The sequence below is a fragment of the Afipia sp. GW822-FHT03D08 genome (assembly GCF_058801645.1).
The window spans coordinates 112,875-129,962 of the sequence record NZ_JBXANK010000001.1; the positions used below are offsets into that span (position 1 = coordinate 112,875).

The 17,088-nt window shown below is 58.6% G+C and carries 12 protein-coding genes; 5 read left to right on the top strand and 7 right to left on the bottom strand.

The window, feature by feature from the left end:
- Window positions 1-72 precede the first annotated feature (72 nt).
- The 7 genes from AC1RM7_RS00545 to AC1RM7_RS00575 form a co-directional block, all read right to left on the bottom strand.
- The gene (locus tag AC1RM7_RS00545; RefSeq protein ID WP_492838278.1) at window positions 73-540 is read right to left on the bottom strand and encodes a hypothetical protein; all 468 of its coding nucleotides are present in this window, start codon (window positions 538-540) and stop codon (window positions 73-75) included.
- A gap of 114 nt (window positions 541-654) precedes the next feature.
- Complete coding sequence (locus AC1RM7_RS00550) at window positions 655-1,743, bottom strand: transglutaminase-like cysteine peptidase (RefSeq protein ID WP_492838280.1); 1,089 nt, start codon at window positions 1,741-1,743, stop codon at window positions 655-657.
- 229 nt (window positions 1,744-1,972) lie between these two features.
- Window positions 1,973-3,223: an HlyD family type I secretion periplasmic adaptor subunit gene (locus tag AC1RM7_RS00555; protein WP_425994507.1), complete on the bottom strand. Its 1,251-nt coding sequence runs from the start codon at window positions 3,221-3,223 to the stop codon at window positions 1,973-1,975.
- Window positions 3,210-5,402: a type I secretion system permease/ATPase gene (locus tag AC1RM7_RS00560; protein WP_492838767.1), complete on the bottom strand. Its 2,193-nt coding sequence runs from the start codon at window positions 5,400-5,402 to the stop codon at window positions 3,210-3,212. Before AC1RM7_RS00560 ends, AC1RM7_RS00555 begins: the two co-directional genes overlap by 14 nt.
- Before the next feature lie 188 nt (window positions 5,403-5,590).
- Window positions 5,591-7,105, bottom strand: a complete 1,515-nt coding sequence (locus tag AC1RM7_RS00565) for a TolC family outer membrane protein (RefSeq protein ID WP_492838768.1) — start codon at window positions 7,103-7,105, stop codon at window positions 5,591-5,593.
- A 513-nt stretch (window positions 7,106-7,618) separates the two neighbouring features.
- Window positions 7,619-8,548 carry a response regulator gene (locus AC1RM7_RS00570; RefSeq protein ID WP_492838283.1) on the bottom strand — a complete coding sequence of 310 codons (930 nt, stop codon included), beginning with the start codon at window positions 8,546-8,548 and terminating at the stop codon, window positions 7,619-7,621.
- Window positions 8,538-11,924: a hybrid sensor histidine kinase/response regulator gene (locus tag AC1RM7_RS00575; RefSeq protein WP_492838770.1), complete on the bottom strand. Its 3,387-nt coding sequence runs from the start codon at window positions 11,922-11,924 to the stop codon at window positions 8,538-8,540. The genes AC1RM7_RS00570 and AC1RM7_RS00575 overlap by 11 nt, the downstream gene beginning before the upstream one ends.
- Window positions 11,925-12,083: 159 nt before the next feature.
- Between AC1RM7_RS00575 and urtA the strand changes: the two genes are divergently transcribed.
- The 5 genes from urtA (at window position 12,084) to urtE (ending at window position 17,070) form a co-directional block, all read left to right on the top strand.
- Window positions 12,084-13,346, top strand: coding sequence for an urea ABC transporter substrate-binding protein (gene urtA, locus AC1RM7_RS00580; RefSeq protein WP_006020102.1), 1,263 nt, complete (start codon window positions 12,084-12,086; stop codon window positions 13,344-13,346).
- 110 nt (window positions 13,347-13,456) lie between these two features.
- The gene (gene urtB / locus AC1RM7_RS00585) at window positions 13,457-14,383 is read left to right on the top strand and encodes an urea ABC transporter permease subunit UrtB (RefSeq protein ID WP_006020103.1); all 927 of its coding nucleotides are present in this window, start codon (window positions 13,457-13,459) and stop codon (window positions 14,381-14,383) included.
- A gap of 13 nt (window positions 14,384-14,396) precedes the next feature.
- Entirely contained in the window at window positions 14,397-15,593 is a 1,197-nt protein-coding gene (gene urtC, locus AC1RM7_RS00590) for an urea ABC transporter permease subunit UrtC (RefSeq protein ID WP_051472531.1), read from the top strand.
- Between the two features lie 9 nt (window positions 15,594-15,602).
- Complete coding sequence (urtD, locus tag AC1RM7_RS00595; RefSeq protein ID WP_024921252.1) at window positions 15,603-16,358, top strand: urea ABC transporter ATP-binding protein UrtD; 756 nt, start codon at window positions 15,603-15,605, stop codon at window positions 16,356-16,358.
- Between the two features lie 22 nt (window positions 16,359-16,380).
- Window positions 16,381-17,070: an urea ABC transporter ATP-binding subunit UrtE gene (gene urtE, locus AC1RM7_RS00600; RefSeq protein WP_006020106.1), complete on the top strand. Its 690-nt coding sequence runs from the start codon at window positions 16,381-16,383 to the stop codon at window positions 17,068-17,070.
- Window positions 17,071-17,088 lie beyond the last annotated feature (18 nt).

The window sequence follows — 17,088 nt, forward strand, 5'->3', positions numbered from 1 at the left end:
AACCGGCGGGTTTTTCTTTGGCTTTTCGGACGGATGCCTGATGGGGTGCTTTGCTTCGCCGCGCTTTCCTATTCAAATGTTTCGTCCGCCTTTGCCGTCGCCGACAGTGACGCTGATCTTTTGTACTTCGGTGCGGCCGTTCGGATACTTGACCTCAAGCGTCACGACATCCACGCCGATGAAGTCAGTCTTTGATTTGTAGAACGCAACATAGCCGGGCACCTCAAGCGCCAGGCACTGCTTGTAGTTGGTAGCAGTGACTTTCCCGCGTTTGACCTCAACCGTCCCGTTCGCAGGCGGGCTCAGAAGGCGGATGGTAGGGAGAACGCCGGAACTACAATCCGGCTGCACATTGAGATAGACGCCGACCCGGATTGGCTTCGCCGTAGCTCCCTTGGCCGTGCGCTCCACTGTTTGAGCATCTTGGGCGTGAGCAGACACGCCTAAACCCGCCAGGATCAATACACCAGTTGCGAAAGCCCTTCCGATTCCAATCCGGTGCCTGACACATAGAATCTTGTTGCTCACGATCGTCCCCATAGTCGCCTAGAGGTCTTGTCCCGACTGAAGTCTACCACGCGACCGTTGCCACCGCACCGCGATAGCAGGTGCAGTGGTGGGTATTTTTAAGGAACACCTGTGCTGCGAAAACCGTCAGAGCAGAAGCGGAAAATTGGTCAGTCCCGATGCTCCCGAAGACGACTGAATGTCGCTTAGGTCGAGGTTCACGGCCGTGTCCTGGACAGCTGCATCGCTCGGAAGCGCCATACCCCAGGGATCGGCTGCTGCTGGTGCTACGGCCTTGTTGTCGCTGTTCATGCGTTGGCTCAGATAAGGCGAGGCAAACAGGCTCACTCCACCTGTATCCAGCGCCACAAGCGGCGTGAACTGCGGCAGATCGCTGTCAGCGAACAATGTCCCGCGCCGGTTGTCGAGAATGGTCCAGCCGCTATCCTTGCGCACTGCGAGCACCGCGTGATCCTCACGGACAGCGCGGTCACGCACCAGGAGAATGCGAAGATCCTGTTCAGGAATGCCAGCTTCCCGCAGCACCATGTATTTTGCAATTGCATAATCCTCGCAGTCGCCCCGGCCAGTGCGTAGCGAAGCCAGCGCAGAAGACCACAGGTCGACCTCGCCATGCTGGATGAGGTCGCTGGTGTAGCGGATCGCGGTGTTGATAAGGCGATTGACGGTCTCGAGCCTTGCCGCGCCGTTGCGTTCACGCACGTCATCGACCATCAGCATAAACCGTTTGGCAGCGCTACTGCAGGTCGAAGAATTCGCCTTGCAGCTCGAAATCTCGCTCATCTCTTTGTCAATCTGGCTCTTTACGCTGCGCCACTTGCGCCACAACATCCCTTCGGGAGCGCGGAAAGTGAAGAGGCCAAAAGGCTCGGTTGTCGAGAGTTGTGACTGCTCGACACCGGTGAATTCGCTGGGCGCGTCCGAAATAACGCTATCGCTTGCGACGGAGGCGAGTCGAACGGGCTCGTTCGGAACGGACTTGCCATCAAGCTTTGCCAAAACGCTGTTGATCGAAAAGAAGCGGGCGCCTGTCGCGGCCTGCGTCGGGACAGGCGGTACTGGCGACTCCAGCATCGACGGGGTAACGAGGTCGTCGAAAATATACTTCCTGGGTTTGGCCCTTGAGGCGGCCTCCCCAGGAAAAACGCCAACTGTCAAAACCGCGAGGCCAACAATTACCCCTGTAACGGTACGCGCCGTTGAAAAACTTGCCATGATAACGCCCCTGCATCCCGGGAGCGTCGGCCAACCTTAAAAGCTGATCCCGTTCCCGTGTGATGGAGCGATCATTGAATGGAGGCGGCTAGCGCAGCGTTAAACGGCGCGGGCAGGGGCGGGTATTCTGCGCCGCAGAGTGAAGAGCCAGAAACAGAATACGTAGAATTTGAAATATCGCCGATGGGTAACGCAGCGTTAATGCTGACTATTTCGTTACCGAAAGGCTTCAACGCTCGCGAAGAGCTTCATCGCGAAGCATACGGGCAGGCTTCACGACATAATCGAGCACCGATTTTGCGCCAGTCAGGATTTCCACGGTGGAAACCATGCCGGGAATGATCGGAAGCGGAGTTTCGGTGGTTCCAAGATGGTTCTTGTCTGTGCGAACCATGACCCGATAGAACGTTTCGCCCTTTTCACCGCGCTCGGGCTTGTCGTCGGCTATCGTATCCGCGCTGATACGCTCGACTTTCCCCTTGAGAGAGCCATAGACCGAAGAATCGTAAGCGGTAATCTTGACCACCGCATCCTGTCCCGCCCTGATAAACGCGATGTCCTGCGGACGAATTCGGCCCTCGACAAGCAGGCTGTCATCTAGCGGAACAATGTCCATCAGGTTCGCGCCCGGCTGAACCACTGCTCCGACAGTGGTCACGTTCAGCTTATTGACAATGCCGTTAACCGGAGATTTGAGATCGGCCCGGCGGACGCGATCCTGCGCGGACTTGATGTTCTCTTCCAGCACAGCCAAATCTCCGCGAGATTTAGCCAGATCTTCTTCCGACTGCGACCGGAACGCGGTCTTGATATTCGTGATGCGCGATTGCGTTTCGGCAAGTTGCCCACGAATTTCGCTGGCCTGCCGTTCGAGACGCAACATCTCAATCTCGGGCACTACCTTTTGCGCATACAGATTGCGGGTGATTTCTACCTCTCGGCTGAGCAGTTTGAGTGAGGCGGCAAGCCGCGTTTCCTGCTGCGCGAGAACGTCGATGTCTTGAGATACTTTCTTCACGCGCGCAGTAAACAGGTTCTGCTCGGTTTCTACGATCTGGGGGGCGAGCTTGATGAGTTCCTCTGGGAAGATGGGCTTTTCAGCGCCAATCACTTCAGCCTGAAGGCGCGCAACACGTGCAGCGTTTGACGCGCGCCGTTCACGAACCTCACCAAGGTCTGCTGAAAACTTGGTGTCGTCAATTCTCATCAAAACCTGGCCTTGCTTTACGATATCTCCTTCCCGCACCAGAATTTCCAGGACCAGCCCACCTTCGAGACTTTGCAGAACCTGAGTCTGACGAGAGGAAATCACCCGGCCGTTACCGCGTTTGACTTCGTCGAGGACGGCAAAATGCGCCCAGACAACGCCAACTACAAGAAGCGCCAATGTACACAGCAAGACTAGCCGTGATGTGCGCGGCGTGCGCAACTCGACCGCAGCTCGAATATCATTTGCGAAAGCAAAGTCAGACTGCTGCATTTGTTTTCACGATAGGTTTGTCGAACTTCGGTGCTTCGGCTGCCCGCTTTGCTCCAGCCTGAAGACTGGCGAGAACGCTTTCGCGGGGGCCATCGGCCACGAGTTTGCCCTGTTCAAAAACAAGAATCCGGTTGACTAGCGTCAATAGGGAAGGGCGGTGGGTCGAGACGATGATCGTCATGTCGGACATCGCTATTGATTTCAGACGATCAAGGAACTCCGCCTCGCTGCGTACATCGAAGTGCGCAGTCGGTTCATCCATGAAGATGATCTTGGGTTTCCGGATCATGGCACGTGCCAAGCCGATGGCTTGCTTTTGCCCGCCAGAAAGGCTGCGGCCCCCCTCGCTGATCGGCATATCGTAACCGAGCGGATGGCCGGCGATGAACTGCTCGACACCGGACAGGCGAGCGACTTCGATGACTTCTTCGTCGCTGGCTGACGGTTTTCCGAGTGTGATGTTGTCACGCAGCTTTCCGAAGAACAGGTCGGTATCTTGCATGACGAAGCCGACGCCGGCGCGAAGGTCAGCGGGGTCATACTGACGTGAATCGATACCATCGATGGCGATACTGCCTTCAAGCGGTTCGTAGAATCCGGTCAAGAGGCGACCGACCGTCGTCTTCCCTGAGCCGACGCGGCCAATGATGGCAACTCGCTCTCCCGGAGCGATCTTGAACGACACATTTTCAAGCGCGCTTTGCTTGGTGCCAGGGTAGCGGAAGCTTACGTTGTCGAAACTGACGGCGCCTCGTTCGATCTTCCGGGTTACGAAAGCGCGACCCGGCGGGCGTTCGCGTTCAAGTGACATCAGCCGGTCGATCGAACGCAACGCGCTTACTGTCTGGGTCGCCCGGGTGATAACGGATGCAAGGCTCGAAATCGGGGCCAGTACGCGGCCGGACAGCATGTTTGCGGCAATCAGGGCGCCCATGGTGATTTTGCCGTCGAGAATCAGGAAGACGCCGATCACCACCAGCAACATGCTCGTGATCTGCTGAGCGGAGCTTGAAATCGTCAGGGCAAGCGATGACCAGAAATGGACATCTTCGCCCGAGCGCGCCGTTGCTGCCACGGACCGCTCCCAGAGGGTTTGCATGCGGGATTCTGCACCCGTGGCGCGAACGGTTTCAATGCCTGACAATGATTCGATAAGCACGCCATGCCGCGCAGCCGATTCCGCCTGCAGCCTCTTCATGGCACGGTCGAGCGGCCGCTGCAGAATGAAGCCGGTTGCGATAATGATCGGCAACATCAGCAAGGGAATCCATGCGAGCGGGCCCGCAATAACAAAGAGTATGCCGATGAATATCATCGCAAAGATGAGGTCAGTGGCTGCGACCACCGTTCCCGATGTAAAAAACTCCCTGACTGAATCGAAATCCCTCATTTGGTTGGCGAGAATGCCAACAGACGCCGGTCTGTTTGCCATTTTCACTGCGAGGATATGCTCGAAAATATTGGCGGCGAGCACGACATCGATCTTCTTGCCCGTCAGATCGACGATTCGGCTTCGGACAATCCGGATGACGAAATCGAAAACGATTGCGAGGCCAAGGCCGACAGCAAGAGCAACAAGAGACGGGATCGCTCCGTTCGGGACGACGCGATCGTAGACGTTCATCGTAAATAGCGGTGCAGCCAGGGCCAGCAAGTTAACGAGGAGTGCCGCGAGCGCAACATGTCCGTAATTCGATCCGAATTTGCGGACCACGGACCAGAACCAGTGTGATTGAGGGAGATCGCCCGCGGCAACCGTGCGCGCGTCAGCTGTGGCCGCGGGTTTGACCAGGAACGCATAGCCGGAATAGAGCGAGGCCAGCGCAGCAATGGTGAGATTTTTCGTCGCGTCGGGTCGCTCCGGGTCTATGACGTGAGCCGTTTCACCGGCCGCATCGACGCCTGTCATGATCAACGGCATGCCGTCCTTCAAGATCAGTAGAACCGGTAACACGAGAGCGGGAATATCGAGGAGCGCGCGTTTGACCGGCTCAATCTCGAGCCCGGCGCGCAAGCCTGCACGTTCGACGAGCGTAGCGGTCAGCCGGCCGTTGACGATGGGCAGACCGGCTATCAAGGCTTCACGGCTAATGGATCGTCCATGAAAGCCAGCAAGGTAGACCAGCGCAGACGCAAGCGGATCCCTTAAGCGACCACCGGTCTCGGGCCCGCTTGGCATCGACGCATTTCGTTCAATTGCCGCTTCGGGTTTCAAGGGTTGTCGTCCTGCCAGGGGTCAATGCGTTATCCTAGCCCGGTCGGTTAAAAAGATAAGAAAACCTTAATGTTAAGACTAATGTGGGAGCGCTCGCGCCCGCATTTGTCGGCTGTTCCTGGCCCTTGCTTCGGACGCTTAACCCGGCAGTTTCAACGTCCGGGCTGCGTCCCGACGCTTGGCCATTTCGATGCGGCGTCGATCAGCTCCTGCGCAGGATTCGAGCCCTGCCACCGGCCTGAGAAACTGTCGTTTCCGGGTCCTGGGCTGAATCCAGTGGCAGACGCATAGTTCAAAGCTGGAACCGGTTCGACCCGCTTAACGGGCAAAGGCTCGGGGCCCGAATTTGGCGTGTGGAGAATGATAGGTGGCAATTTGGTGGGGAACAGACCGAAAGGTTCAACGTCTAGCGGCGCGGAATCGGCCGGTGGCGGTGCCTTTACATATTCGATCAAGCCCCCCATGGCAGCAAGCAACTGATAGTCAGCGAACACCGCAACGCTTTGCGAAGAGACCAGTGATACGAACCCGTTAAAAAGCTGGTTCTGACCGTTCAACAAATCGACCAGCGAGCGTTGACCGAGCTCATACTCTTTCTGGTAGGAGACGATGACTTTCCGATCGGACGCGATTTGCCGCTGCAAAGCGGCAATTCGGTCTGCGGTCAGCGTGCGCGCAGCCCAGGCCTTATCGATTGATTCCACAGCATCCCGCTGAAGCCGCGCGTGCCGCATCGTTCCTTCAACATATCGCTCCGCCATTTCGGATCGGCGCCATGTATCCTGGCCACCCCGGAAGATGTCCCAGCTTACGACAACCTTTCCGCTGACATCATCGCGCTTGCCAACATATGAGTTGGCATCGATGCCCGATGCCGCGCGGCCTTCCAAATACACGTTCGGAACGAACGCGCCGGACGTGCTGCGGAATGCATACTTCGCCGCTCGCGCATCCGCTTCTGCAGCCTGGATAGTGGGATTGAATTTGATAGCGACAGCGAGCGACTCATCCTTCGTTCTGGGAAGCCCCGGAAGACGGTTGGGATTGCGCAGGTTGAACGGTTCGAGGCCGACCGACTTGCGATACTTCGCGCGGGCTTCGTCGAGGCTTTGGCGGAAACCTGCCAGGGTCGCCACCGCGTTCTCCACGCGCTCACGGGTCTGTTCTAGATCGCCTTCTCCCGCGCGGCCGCCGTTGAAGCGGGCCTGCACGTTTGCAAACAGGCTGCGATGGACACGCACGTTGTCTTCGGCAATCGTGATCAGGCGGGTGTAGCGAATGACATCGATGTAGGCCTCGGCGGCGTCGAGGGCCAGCAACTCTGTTCTTTCATGGACGCGCGCTGCAGCGGCGTTCACGCGTGCAGACTGTCGCCAGATTTCGTTCAAAGATGTAAATCCGTCGAAAATCAGCTGGCGTCCGACAATCGAGACATCGCGCCCGTTTCGCCATGTATCGTTGCCCAGCGGTGCGGGCACAACTTGCTGATTGAAGCGTTCCGGGCCGGCGCGAGCTTCGATTCGTACCTGCGGCAGCAGTGTTGATTGTTGTTGGCGTAATTCCGATTCGGTGGCGCGACGGTTAGCCGCCGCCTCTCCAACTCCGGGATTTGTCGCTATGGCTTGCTTTAGTGCATCGTTGATTGAAAACGCTTGCCCATAAGCCATCGGGGAAAGCGAGCAGCCCAGCAAGAACGCTGGAACGGCGAAAAATGATGCGCGCATCAGAAAATCCCCTACGCCGAAAATACTTAAAAATTTCTTCACAACTACCGTTTTGACCTTACCAGAACACACATGGGGCGAAATAACGTCTTTACCGAGTTTCAGGAACTGTGGCGCGAGTGCAACGAATTTTGACTTAAAAGGTACTTAAATACCCGAAATCCTTCACTATATTGCGAAAATGCCTGCTCGGCATTGGCCGGGCGGACGCAATCTGGCTCACCTCGATCGCGAAGTCGAGAACTTGAGGTATCGGCTATTGCGGCGAGCGGCCGTCCCCATTTAGCGCGATAGCGATAAGCAGCGGCTGACTAAGGAATCCTCGAGGATGGGTGTTGGAGCGGGCTTTTCGCTCCAATAAGTCCGGTTCATGGGCTGAGAACGGAATCTACCCGGAGACGGGCGCGATCAACACTGCGTCGCCAGCCAGCCGGCACGCTTTCAGCGAGTCTCTGGTTAAGCGGAAGACCTCCGGTTAGCGTTAGCAACCGCGGCAGCGGCGGTCCGGTTCTCAACTCCAAGTTTCGCGTAAATCTGTTCAAGGTGCTTGTCGATAGTACGCGGGCTCAGGCCGAGGATCTGGGCAATGTCGCGATTGGTCTTGCCCTTGCTGAGCCACGACAAGACCTCTCCTTCACGCAGGGTCAGTCCAAGTTGTTTGCTGAATTCATCAGGAGAACTGGAAGCCGCATCATTGGCCAGTCTGAACAGAAACTCATCCGGACTGAGCCGTCCCACGTAATGAATCCGAAATCTACTGTTGCGGTCCAGCGATTGATCTGACGGCGCCCTGGCATCGCCGTTTCCTTTGGAAATCTGATCGAGCCAGGCAAGCCATGATGCAGGAAGCTCGAATTTCCTGCCGGTGGCATCGAGCGGATCTGGACACAGCAATTTTTGGGCCTGCGGTGTCGCCCAGATCATCTGACCAAGATGATCGGAGACGAATAGAAAGCGCCCGGATACGTCGAGGGCCGCGCGCGCGCTGTGAGTCATGCGGGCATTGGCGGTGTGAACCTTTATCCGCGCCAGCATCTCGGCGATCACGATCGGCTTTGTAACGTAGTCAACGCCGCCGGCCTCAAGACCGCGCACGATATGCTCCGTTTCGGCGAGACCGGTCATGAAGATGACCGGAACATTGGCAAGCCCTGCCTCACGTTTGAGGCGTCGGCACGTCTCAAATCCATCGATGCCAGGCATCACCGCATCGAGTAAAATCACATCGGGAGTGATCTGCTCGCCGATGCGCAGGGCGGACGCACCGTCGAGCGCAACCATCACTGTCATGCCGGCGCCATCCAGCGCATCGGTCAGCATGCGCAGTGTCTCCGGCGAGTCGTCGACGATCAGCACGGTGTCGCGTGATTTGGCTTCAATGCTCATGGCGCTGCACATTCTGAAGGGTTGCCATGTATTGGCCGAGATCGAACCGTTCCACCAACGAACGCATCTGCGACACGAAAGCCGCATGCTCCGGATGATCGTTGTTGATCTGGTCGAGCTTGAGGTGGATGGCTGTGACGTAGCCGATTTGTCCGAGATCGATCAACTCATTGACATATTGAGCGGGCGGCCCCGGATCGTCGTTCGCATTCCATGTGGCGACTTCGGCCTCGCTCGGCTGAACCGGGCCGGGTTCATACGACCACTCGATCTTGAGCAACTGGCCGATCAGTTCCAGCAGGCGCGGGACATCGATCGGCTTCATCAGGTAGCCGTCATGGAATGGCTGCGCCAGCGGCGTGCCGTGAGCTTCAAGCGCGCTCGCCGAGATCATCAGGATGCGGGCATTGTGATGGCCGGCCGTGCGGAGGCTTTCGGCGACCGACCAGCCGTCGGTCTCGCCCATCGAGATGTCGAGCAGGAACATGTCCGGCTGGCAGTGCTGCGCGAGATTGAGACAGGTCGCGCCGTCTGGCGCGCTCAAGATGATGAAACCGAGGGGGGCCAGGACTTCACGCAGCAGATCGCGGTGAGTTGGATCGTCGTCGGTGATGAGGATGGTCTTGCGCGGGCCGTGATAGCCGTAGATCGGCGCATTGATCGCCTTGATGCGTGTGGGGTTGGTGACCTCCGACAGCAGCATCTTGACCTGAAATGTGCTGCCCTTTCCGACGGTGCTGGTGACGCGGATGTCACCGCCCATCACGCCAGCAAGCAGCTTGCTGATGGTCAGGCCGAGGCCCGTTCCGGTTTGCGGCTGGGAGATGCCGAGGGCGCCGCGCTCGAACGGCGCAAAGATGCGCTCCAGATCGTCGGCGTGAATGCCGGGGCCGGTGTCGCGCACCTCGAATTCCGCGACCGGGCTGCGGTAATGCACGATGAAATGCACGCTGCCGCTCTGGGTGAACTTGATCGCGTTCGACAGGAGGTTGATGAGAATTTGCCGCAGACGTTTCTCGTCGGCATAGACAACAGGGGGCAGGGTTTCAGGCCGCTGAAACACGAAGTCCACGTTTTTTGCCGCGGCCTGAAGTCGGAACATGCCGACAAGCTGGTCGAGAAACGCGTGCAGCCGAACTTCGTCACGCGACAGATGAAGCCGTCCGGCCTCGATCTTGGAAATGTCGAGCAGACCATCGATTAGACCCGAAAGATGATCGGCGCTGCGGCGAACGACACGGATCTGGTCGCGCGGCTTCGGCTGGATGGTCGCGTCCTGTTCGAGCAGTTGCGCGTATCCGCTGATGGCGTTGAGAGGTGAGCGCAGTTCGTGGCTCAATCCGACCACGTAGCGACTCTTGGCGAGGTTGGCGGATTCGGCAACTTCCTTGGCGCGCTGAAGCTCCATGTCGGTCTGCCGGTGGGCGTCGATCTCCTGCATCAGCAGCGTGGTCTGCCGTCTGGTTTCGGCCTCAGCAGCCTGGCGGCTCTGCCGCGCCAGCACGAACAGCCATGCCACCACGCCGATGATGATCGAGAGCGCGAAGAAAACTTTCCATAGCACGTCGGAGAGTTGAATCTGATCGAACCGGATCGCGGTGGAGGTCTGGAGGTAAATCAGGGCAAGCGTCAGCCCGACCAGTCCTGCAGACAGCGCAAACACGCCGAGATAATGCCCGAGCTGCGAGTTGATCCGCGCGTATATGAACTCCGGAAGCATCTTGCCAAGGGTTTCGGAAAACTGGGCCTGTACCCGTGCATGCGGCTTGCACAGATCATGGCAGCGGGCATCGAGCGAGCAGCACAGCGAGCAGATCGGACCGGCATAGGCTGGACAGGAAGCCATGTCTTCCGGTTCGAACGCATGTTCACAGATACAGCACTTGATCGTTTCGAGGTTCTGCCAGCTCCGCTTGGGTTTTCGCGCGATATAATACTTTCCACCCGTCGCCCACGCGATCACCGGCGCGGTCAGGAATGCCACGGTCAACGCCACGAATGGCGCAAGCGCCTTCGCTGTGGTTCCAAAGAAGCCGTAGAATGCGCTGATCGAAACGATCGTCGCGATCGTCATCGCGCCGACGCCGACCGGATTGATATCGTAGAGATGCGCGCGCTTGAACTCCATGTGTTGCGGGCGCAGGCCGAGCGGCTTGTTGACAATGAGATCGGCGACCAGCGCGCCGACCCATGCGATGGCGACGTTCGAGTAGAGCGCCAGCGTTTGCTCCAGCGCCTTGTAGACGCCGATCTCCATCAGCAGCAGGGCGACCAGCACATTGAACACCAGCCACACCACGCGGCCTGGATGGCTGTGCGTCAGGCGCGAGAAGAAATTCGACCATGCGATCGAGCCTGCATAGGCGTTGGTGACGTTGATCTTGAGCTGCGACAGGATGACGAACGTGCCGGTTAGCGCCAGTGCGAGATCAGGCTGCGCGAGCACGTAGCGGAACGCTTCGAGATACATGTGCGCGGGCTCGGCGGCGTATTCGGCGGTTACGCCATGCTTGATCGCAAAGAATGCGAGAAACGATCCGGCCAGCATCTTGATCGCGCCGGGCACGATCCAGCCGGGGCCGGCGCTGACCATCGCAATCCACCATGCGCGCTTCGAGGTTCTCCGGTCGCGCGGCAGAAACCGCAGGAAGTCGACCTGTTCGCCGATCTGCGCAACCAGCGCGAACACCACGGAAGCTGCGGTTCCGAACAACAGCAGGTCGAGATGGCCTGATGGATTGCCATGCTCGCCCGGAAACGCGGTCCACTCGGTAAACGAGCCGGGGCTTTTGATGGCGATGGCCGCGAAGGGCAGAATGTGGAGCAGAATCCAGAACGGCTGGGTCCACAACTGGAAGCGGCTGATCAGTGTGATGCCGTGAGTGACCAGCGGGATGATGACCACCGCGCTGATGAGATAGCCGATCGGGCGGGGGATGCCGAAGCATAGTTCCAGCGCCATCGCGAGAATGACGGCCTCGATGGCGAAGAAGATGAAAGTGAAGGACGCGTAGATCAGCGACGTGATCGTCGAGCCGATGTAGCCGAACCCGGCGCCGCGGGTGAGCAGATCGATGTCGACGCCGTATCTGGCGGCATAATAGGCAATCGGCAGCCCGCAGCAGAAAATGATGGCACTGACCACCAAGATCGCGGCGGTGGCGTTGGTAACCCCGTAGTTCAGCGTGATCGTGCCGCCGATGGCTTCCAGCGCGAGAAACGAGATTGCGCCCAGCGCCGTATTCGCCACGCGCGCCGCCGACCAGCGGCGCGCACTCTTGGCCGTGAAGCGAAGCGCGTAGTCCTCAAGGGTCTGGTTCGCAACCCATTGATTATATTGGCGCCTGACGCGGTCTATCCGCTGCCGCCCGGCCACTTTGATCTCCATCGTCACGCGATTTGCGTCCTGATCCTGTTCCGAAAATCTACGTCGCGCTTTTGCGGTGCCGTATGCGCGATTTCGCGTATCTGTGCGCTGCACAATCCGGGCCATCTTTTCCCCATCAAGACGGTTTTCCAGCAAAAAGGGGTGGTCATGTCAGACGACAAAAATCAGGGCTTACAGTCCGCGTTCCGGCGAAAAATGCTGATGGGGATGGCGGCGCTGCCCGCCATGTCACTGGTCTCAAAGCCATCGTTCGGTGCCGGGCCGGCAACATCCGCGGTCAACACCACGGGCCTTGCGGTTACCGACACCGAAGTTACGGTCGGAATCCTGCACTCCGTGACCGGCACCATGGCGATCTCGGAAACGGGATCGGTGCAGGCTGAGAAGCTGGCCATCGAGCAGATCAACGCGTCGGGCGGCGTACTCGGCCGCAAGATCAAGTTCATCCAGGAAGACGGCGCGTCCGATTGGCCGACCTTCGCCGAAAAGGCAAAGAAGCTACTGGTCAACGACAAGTGCGCATCTGTGATGGGCTGTTGGACCTCGGCGTCGCGCAAGGCGGTGCTGCCGGTGTTCGAGCAGTACAACGGCATGCTCTACTATCCGACCTTCTATGAAGGCCTCGAGCAGTCGAAGAACGTCATCTACACCGGCCAGGAAGCCACCCAGCAGATCATCGCCGGTCTCGACTGGGTCAACAAGACCAAGGGCGCCAAGACATTCTATCTGCTCGGCTCGGACTACATCTGGCCGCGCACCTCGAACAAGATCGCGCGCAAGCACATCGAAGGCCATCTCGCCGGCTCGAAGGTTGTCGGCGAAGAATACTTCCCGCTCGGTCACACCCAGTTCAACTCGGTCATCAACAAGATCAAGCTGACCAAGCCGGATGTGATCTACGCCATTATCGTCGGCGGCTCGAATGTCGCCTTCTACAAGCAGCTCAAGGCGGCCGGCATCGACCTGTCGAAGCAGACGCTGCTGACCATCTCGGTCACTGAGGACGAAATCGACGGTATCGGCGGCGAAAACATCGCTGGCGCATTCGCCTGCATGAAATACTTCCAGTCGCTCGATAACCCGAATAACAAGGAATTCGTCGCGGCCTTCAAGAAGATGTGGGGCGAAAAGACCGTGATCGGAGACGTCACACAGGCTGCCTATCTCGGGCCGTGGCTCTGGAAAATGACGGTCGAGAAAGCTGGCAGCTTCGACATCGACAAGATCGCCGAAGCGTCAACCGGCATCGAGTTCACCAAGGCGCCGGAAGGCTACGTCAAGATCCACAAGAACCATCACCTGTGGTCCAAGACGCGCGTCGGTCTCGCCGGTCTCGATGGCCAGTTCAAGGTAGTCTACGAGACGCCCGATCTGATCGAGCCCGATCCGTTCCCCAAGGGCTACCAGTAAGTCTCTCTTCGATAGCTGAGCTCCCTGGCGTGGATCGTCAGTCCACGCCCGCAGCCCTCGCGCCGCGGATTCGTCTGCGGCGCGAGACTTCCTCTTCGCGGAGAATTGAAATGTTCGGCGACTATTCGATTGGTGATCTTGGCGCGATCTTTGCGATGCAAGGCTTCGCAGGTCTCATTCTTTTCTCCGTTTACGTTCTGATGGCGCTCGGCCTCGCGATCATCTTTGGCCAGATGGGCGTCATCAATATGGCGCACGGCGAATTCATGATCCTTGGCGCCTACGTCACCTGGATGACGTCGAATTTCTTTCAGGCCTATCTGCCCTCGCTGTTCAGCGGCTACTTCTTCATCGCTATGATCCTTGCGTTCATCGCATCCGGCGCGCTCGGAATGCTGGTGGAGTGGGCGCTGATACGCCATCTCTACAAGCGCCCGCTGGATACGCTGCTCGCGACCTGGGGCCTGAGCCTGATCCTGCAGCAGGCCTATCGCTCGATCTTCGGCGCACGTGAAGTCGGCGTCGAACTGCCGCAGTGGATGCTGGGCTCGCTGAAACTCACCGACACCATTGAAGTGCCCATCAACGGCATCTTCGTGATGTGCCTGACGGTGCTGATCACCGTTGCCGTCGCCTACATCATGTACAGGTCGCGCTGGGGGCGGCAGGTCCGCGCCGTGGTGCAGAACCGCGTGATGGCCGGCGCTGTCGGCATCAACACCGAGAAGGTCGACCGCTATACCTTCGGCCTCGGATGCGGCATCGCAGGTGTTGCAGGTTCAGCCTTCACGATGATCGGTTCCACGGGCCCGACCTCCGGCCAGCTCTACATCGTCGATACCTTCCTGGTGGTCGTGTTTGGCGGCGCGGCGAGCCTGCTCGGCACCATTGCCTCGGCTTTCACCATCTCCCAGGCCCAGTCGACCATGGAGTTCTTCATGTCGGGATCGATGGCCAAGGTTCTCACGCTGCTCGCGATTGTCGGCATCCTGATGCTGCGGCCGCAGGGGCTGTTCGCCCTCAAGGTCCGGAAGTGAAAAGGCCAGGAAGATGTCCAAGAAAAGCTCCGAACCAACTGTTGTCGCCAAGACCGTGCACGACAATCCGCGCTTCACGAACCGCTCCGAACTCATCGGCATCATTGCGCTTGCGGTGCTGCTGGTCGTCATCCTGCCGCTGACGCTTGATATCTTCCGGCTCAATCTGGTCGCCAAGTATCTCACTTACGCGTTCGTCGCGATCGGCCTTGTTATTTGCTGGGGATACGGTGGCATTCTCAGCCTGGGGCAGGGCGTGTTCTTCGGCCTCGGCGGTTACTGCATGGCGATGTTCCTCAAGCTGGAAGCATCCAGCGTTGCGAACACCAAGATCCAGTCGACGCCCGGAATTCCGGACTTCATGGACTGGAATCAGCTCACGCAGTTGCCCTTCTTCTGGAAACCGTTTCATAGTTTGTCGTTTACGGTCATCGCGATCATCGCGGTGCCCGCGATTTTTGCCTTCATCATCGGCGCCGCAATGTTCAAGCGCCGCGTCGGCGGCACCTACTTCGCCATTATCACCCAGGCGATCGCGGCGATCCTGACGATCCTGATTATCGGTCAGCAGGGCTACACCGGCGGCGTGAACGGAATTACCGATCTGCGCACGCTGAAGGGCTGGGATATCCGTACCGACAACGCCAAGTTCATCCTCTACTTCGTGGAAGTAGCATTGCTGTTCGGCTGCATCGGCATCGCGCAGTTTATTCGTCATTCGAAACTCGGGCGTATTCTGGTTGCGATGCGCGAGAAGGAGGATCGCGTCCGGTTCTCGGGCTACAGTGTCGCCAACTTCAAGATTTTCGCTTTCTGCGCGGCGGCAGTGTTCGCCTCTATCGGCGGCGCGCTGTTCGCCCTCGAAATCGGTTTCATGTCGCCGTCCTTCGTCGGCATCGTGCCATCAATCGAGATGGTAATCTATGCCGCCGTCGGCGGGCGTCTCTCCATCCTCGGCGCGGTCTACGGAACACTTCTCGTCAATTTCGCCAAAACCAGCCTGTCGGAATCCTTCCCGGAACTGTGGCTGTTCGGCCTCGGCGGTCTGTTCATTGCAGTGGTGCTGGCTTTCCCGAACGGTCTCGCCGGCATCTGGCGCGATCACATCCAGAGCCGCATCGACCGTCTGATCTCATCGCGCAAGCCGAAGGCGGACGGCAAGAACGGCTGGACCGGCGGCTCGGTCGCCGACGGCGCACCGGCGGAATAGGAGCACATCATGCTGGTCGGTCATCAACCCAAGGAATTCCTGCTCGCGGTCGAGGCACTCACGGTCTCGTTCGACGGCTTCAAGGCGGTCAACGATCTGTCGTTCTATGTCGATGAGAACGAGATCCGTGTCATCATCGGCCCAAATGGCGCCGGCAAGACCACAGTGCTCGATCTGATCTGCGGAAAGACCAAGGCGACATCCGGCTCGATCCAGTTCCGTAATCAGGAGCTGACCAAGATGAAAGAAAACCAGATCGTGCAGGCCGGCGTCGGCCGCAAATTCCAGACGCCGTCGATCTACGACGATCTCACTGTGTTCGAGAATCTCGAAATCTCCTATCCGCGCGGGCGCACGGTGTTCGGTGCTCTGACATTCCAGCGCGACGCGACGGTGCGCGACCGGGTGGAGGAGGTCGCCGAGATGATCTTCCTGAAGGACCGCCTCGGCATGAGCGCCGAATTGCTGAGCCACGGCCAGAAGCAGTGGCTCGAGATCGGCATGCTGCTGATCCAGGACCCGGACCTATTAATGCTCGACGAGCCGGTGGCCGGGATGAGCGTCAGCGAGCGGATCAAGACCGCCGAGTTGCTCAACCGTATGATCAAGGATCGTTCGGTGCTGGTGATCGAGCATGACATGAAATTCGTCGAGGACATCGCGCACAAGGTGACCGTGCTGCATCAAGGAAAAATTCTGTCGGAAGGTTCGATGGAGGCGGTCCAGAACGATCCGAAGGTCATTGAAGTCTATCTCGGCCACTAGGTTCGCAATCAAGGAAGACACCATGCTGGCGATTTCCGATCTTCACGTCGCATACGGACAAAGCGAAGTCCTTCACGGTCTCAATGTCTCCGTCGCGCCCAACGAGATCGTTGCGATCATGGGCCGTAACGGCATGGGCAAGACCACGCTGATGAAGTCGCTGATGGGAATCGTTCCGACCAAGAGCGGTTCGGTCACCATGGAAGGAAGCGAACTCAGCACGCTCAAGAGCTATGAGCGCGTCGCCAAGGGCCTCGCTTATGTGCCGCAGGGCCGCATGATCTTCTCGACCATGACGGTGAAGGAAAACATCGAAACCGGGCTGGTCACGTCGGGTGGCAAGGAAGTGCCAGGCGATATCTATGAGCTGTTTCCGGTGTTGCTCGAGATGAAGGGCCGGCGCGGGGGAAATCTCTCGGGTGGCCAGCAGCAGCAACTGGCCATCGCACGTGCGCTTGCGACCAAGCCGAAGGTTCTTCTGCTGGACGAGCCGACCGAAGGCATCCAGCCTTCGATCATCCGCGAAATGGCGCGGACGCTGAAGCGCATCCGCGACGAGCGGGGTTTATCGATCATCGTGTCCGAGCAGGTTCTCAGCTTCGCGCTCGATGTCGCCGACCGCGTTCTCGTGATCGAGAACGGCGAGATCGTCCGCGACGAGAAGCGCGACGGCATCGATGCCGCGCAGGTCGCCAAATACCTTTCAGTTTAACGAAGCCGTTTGTAACCA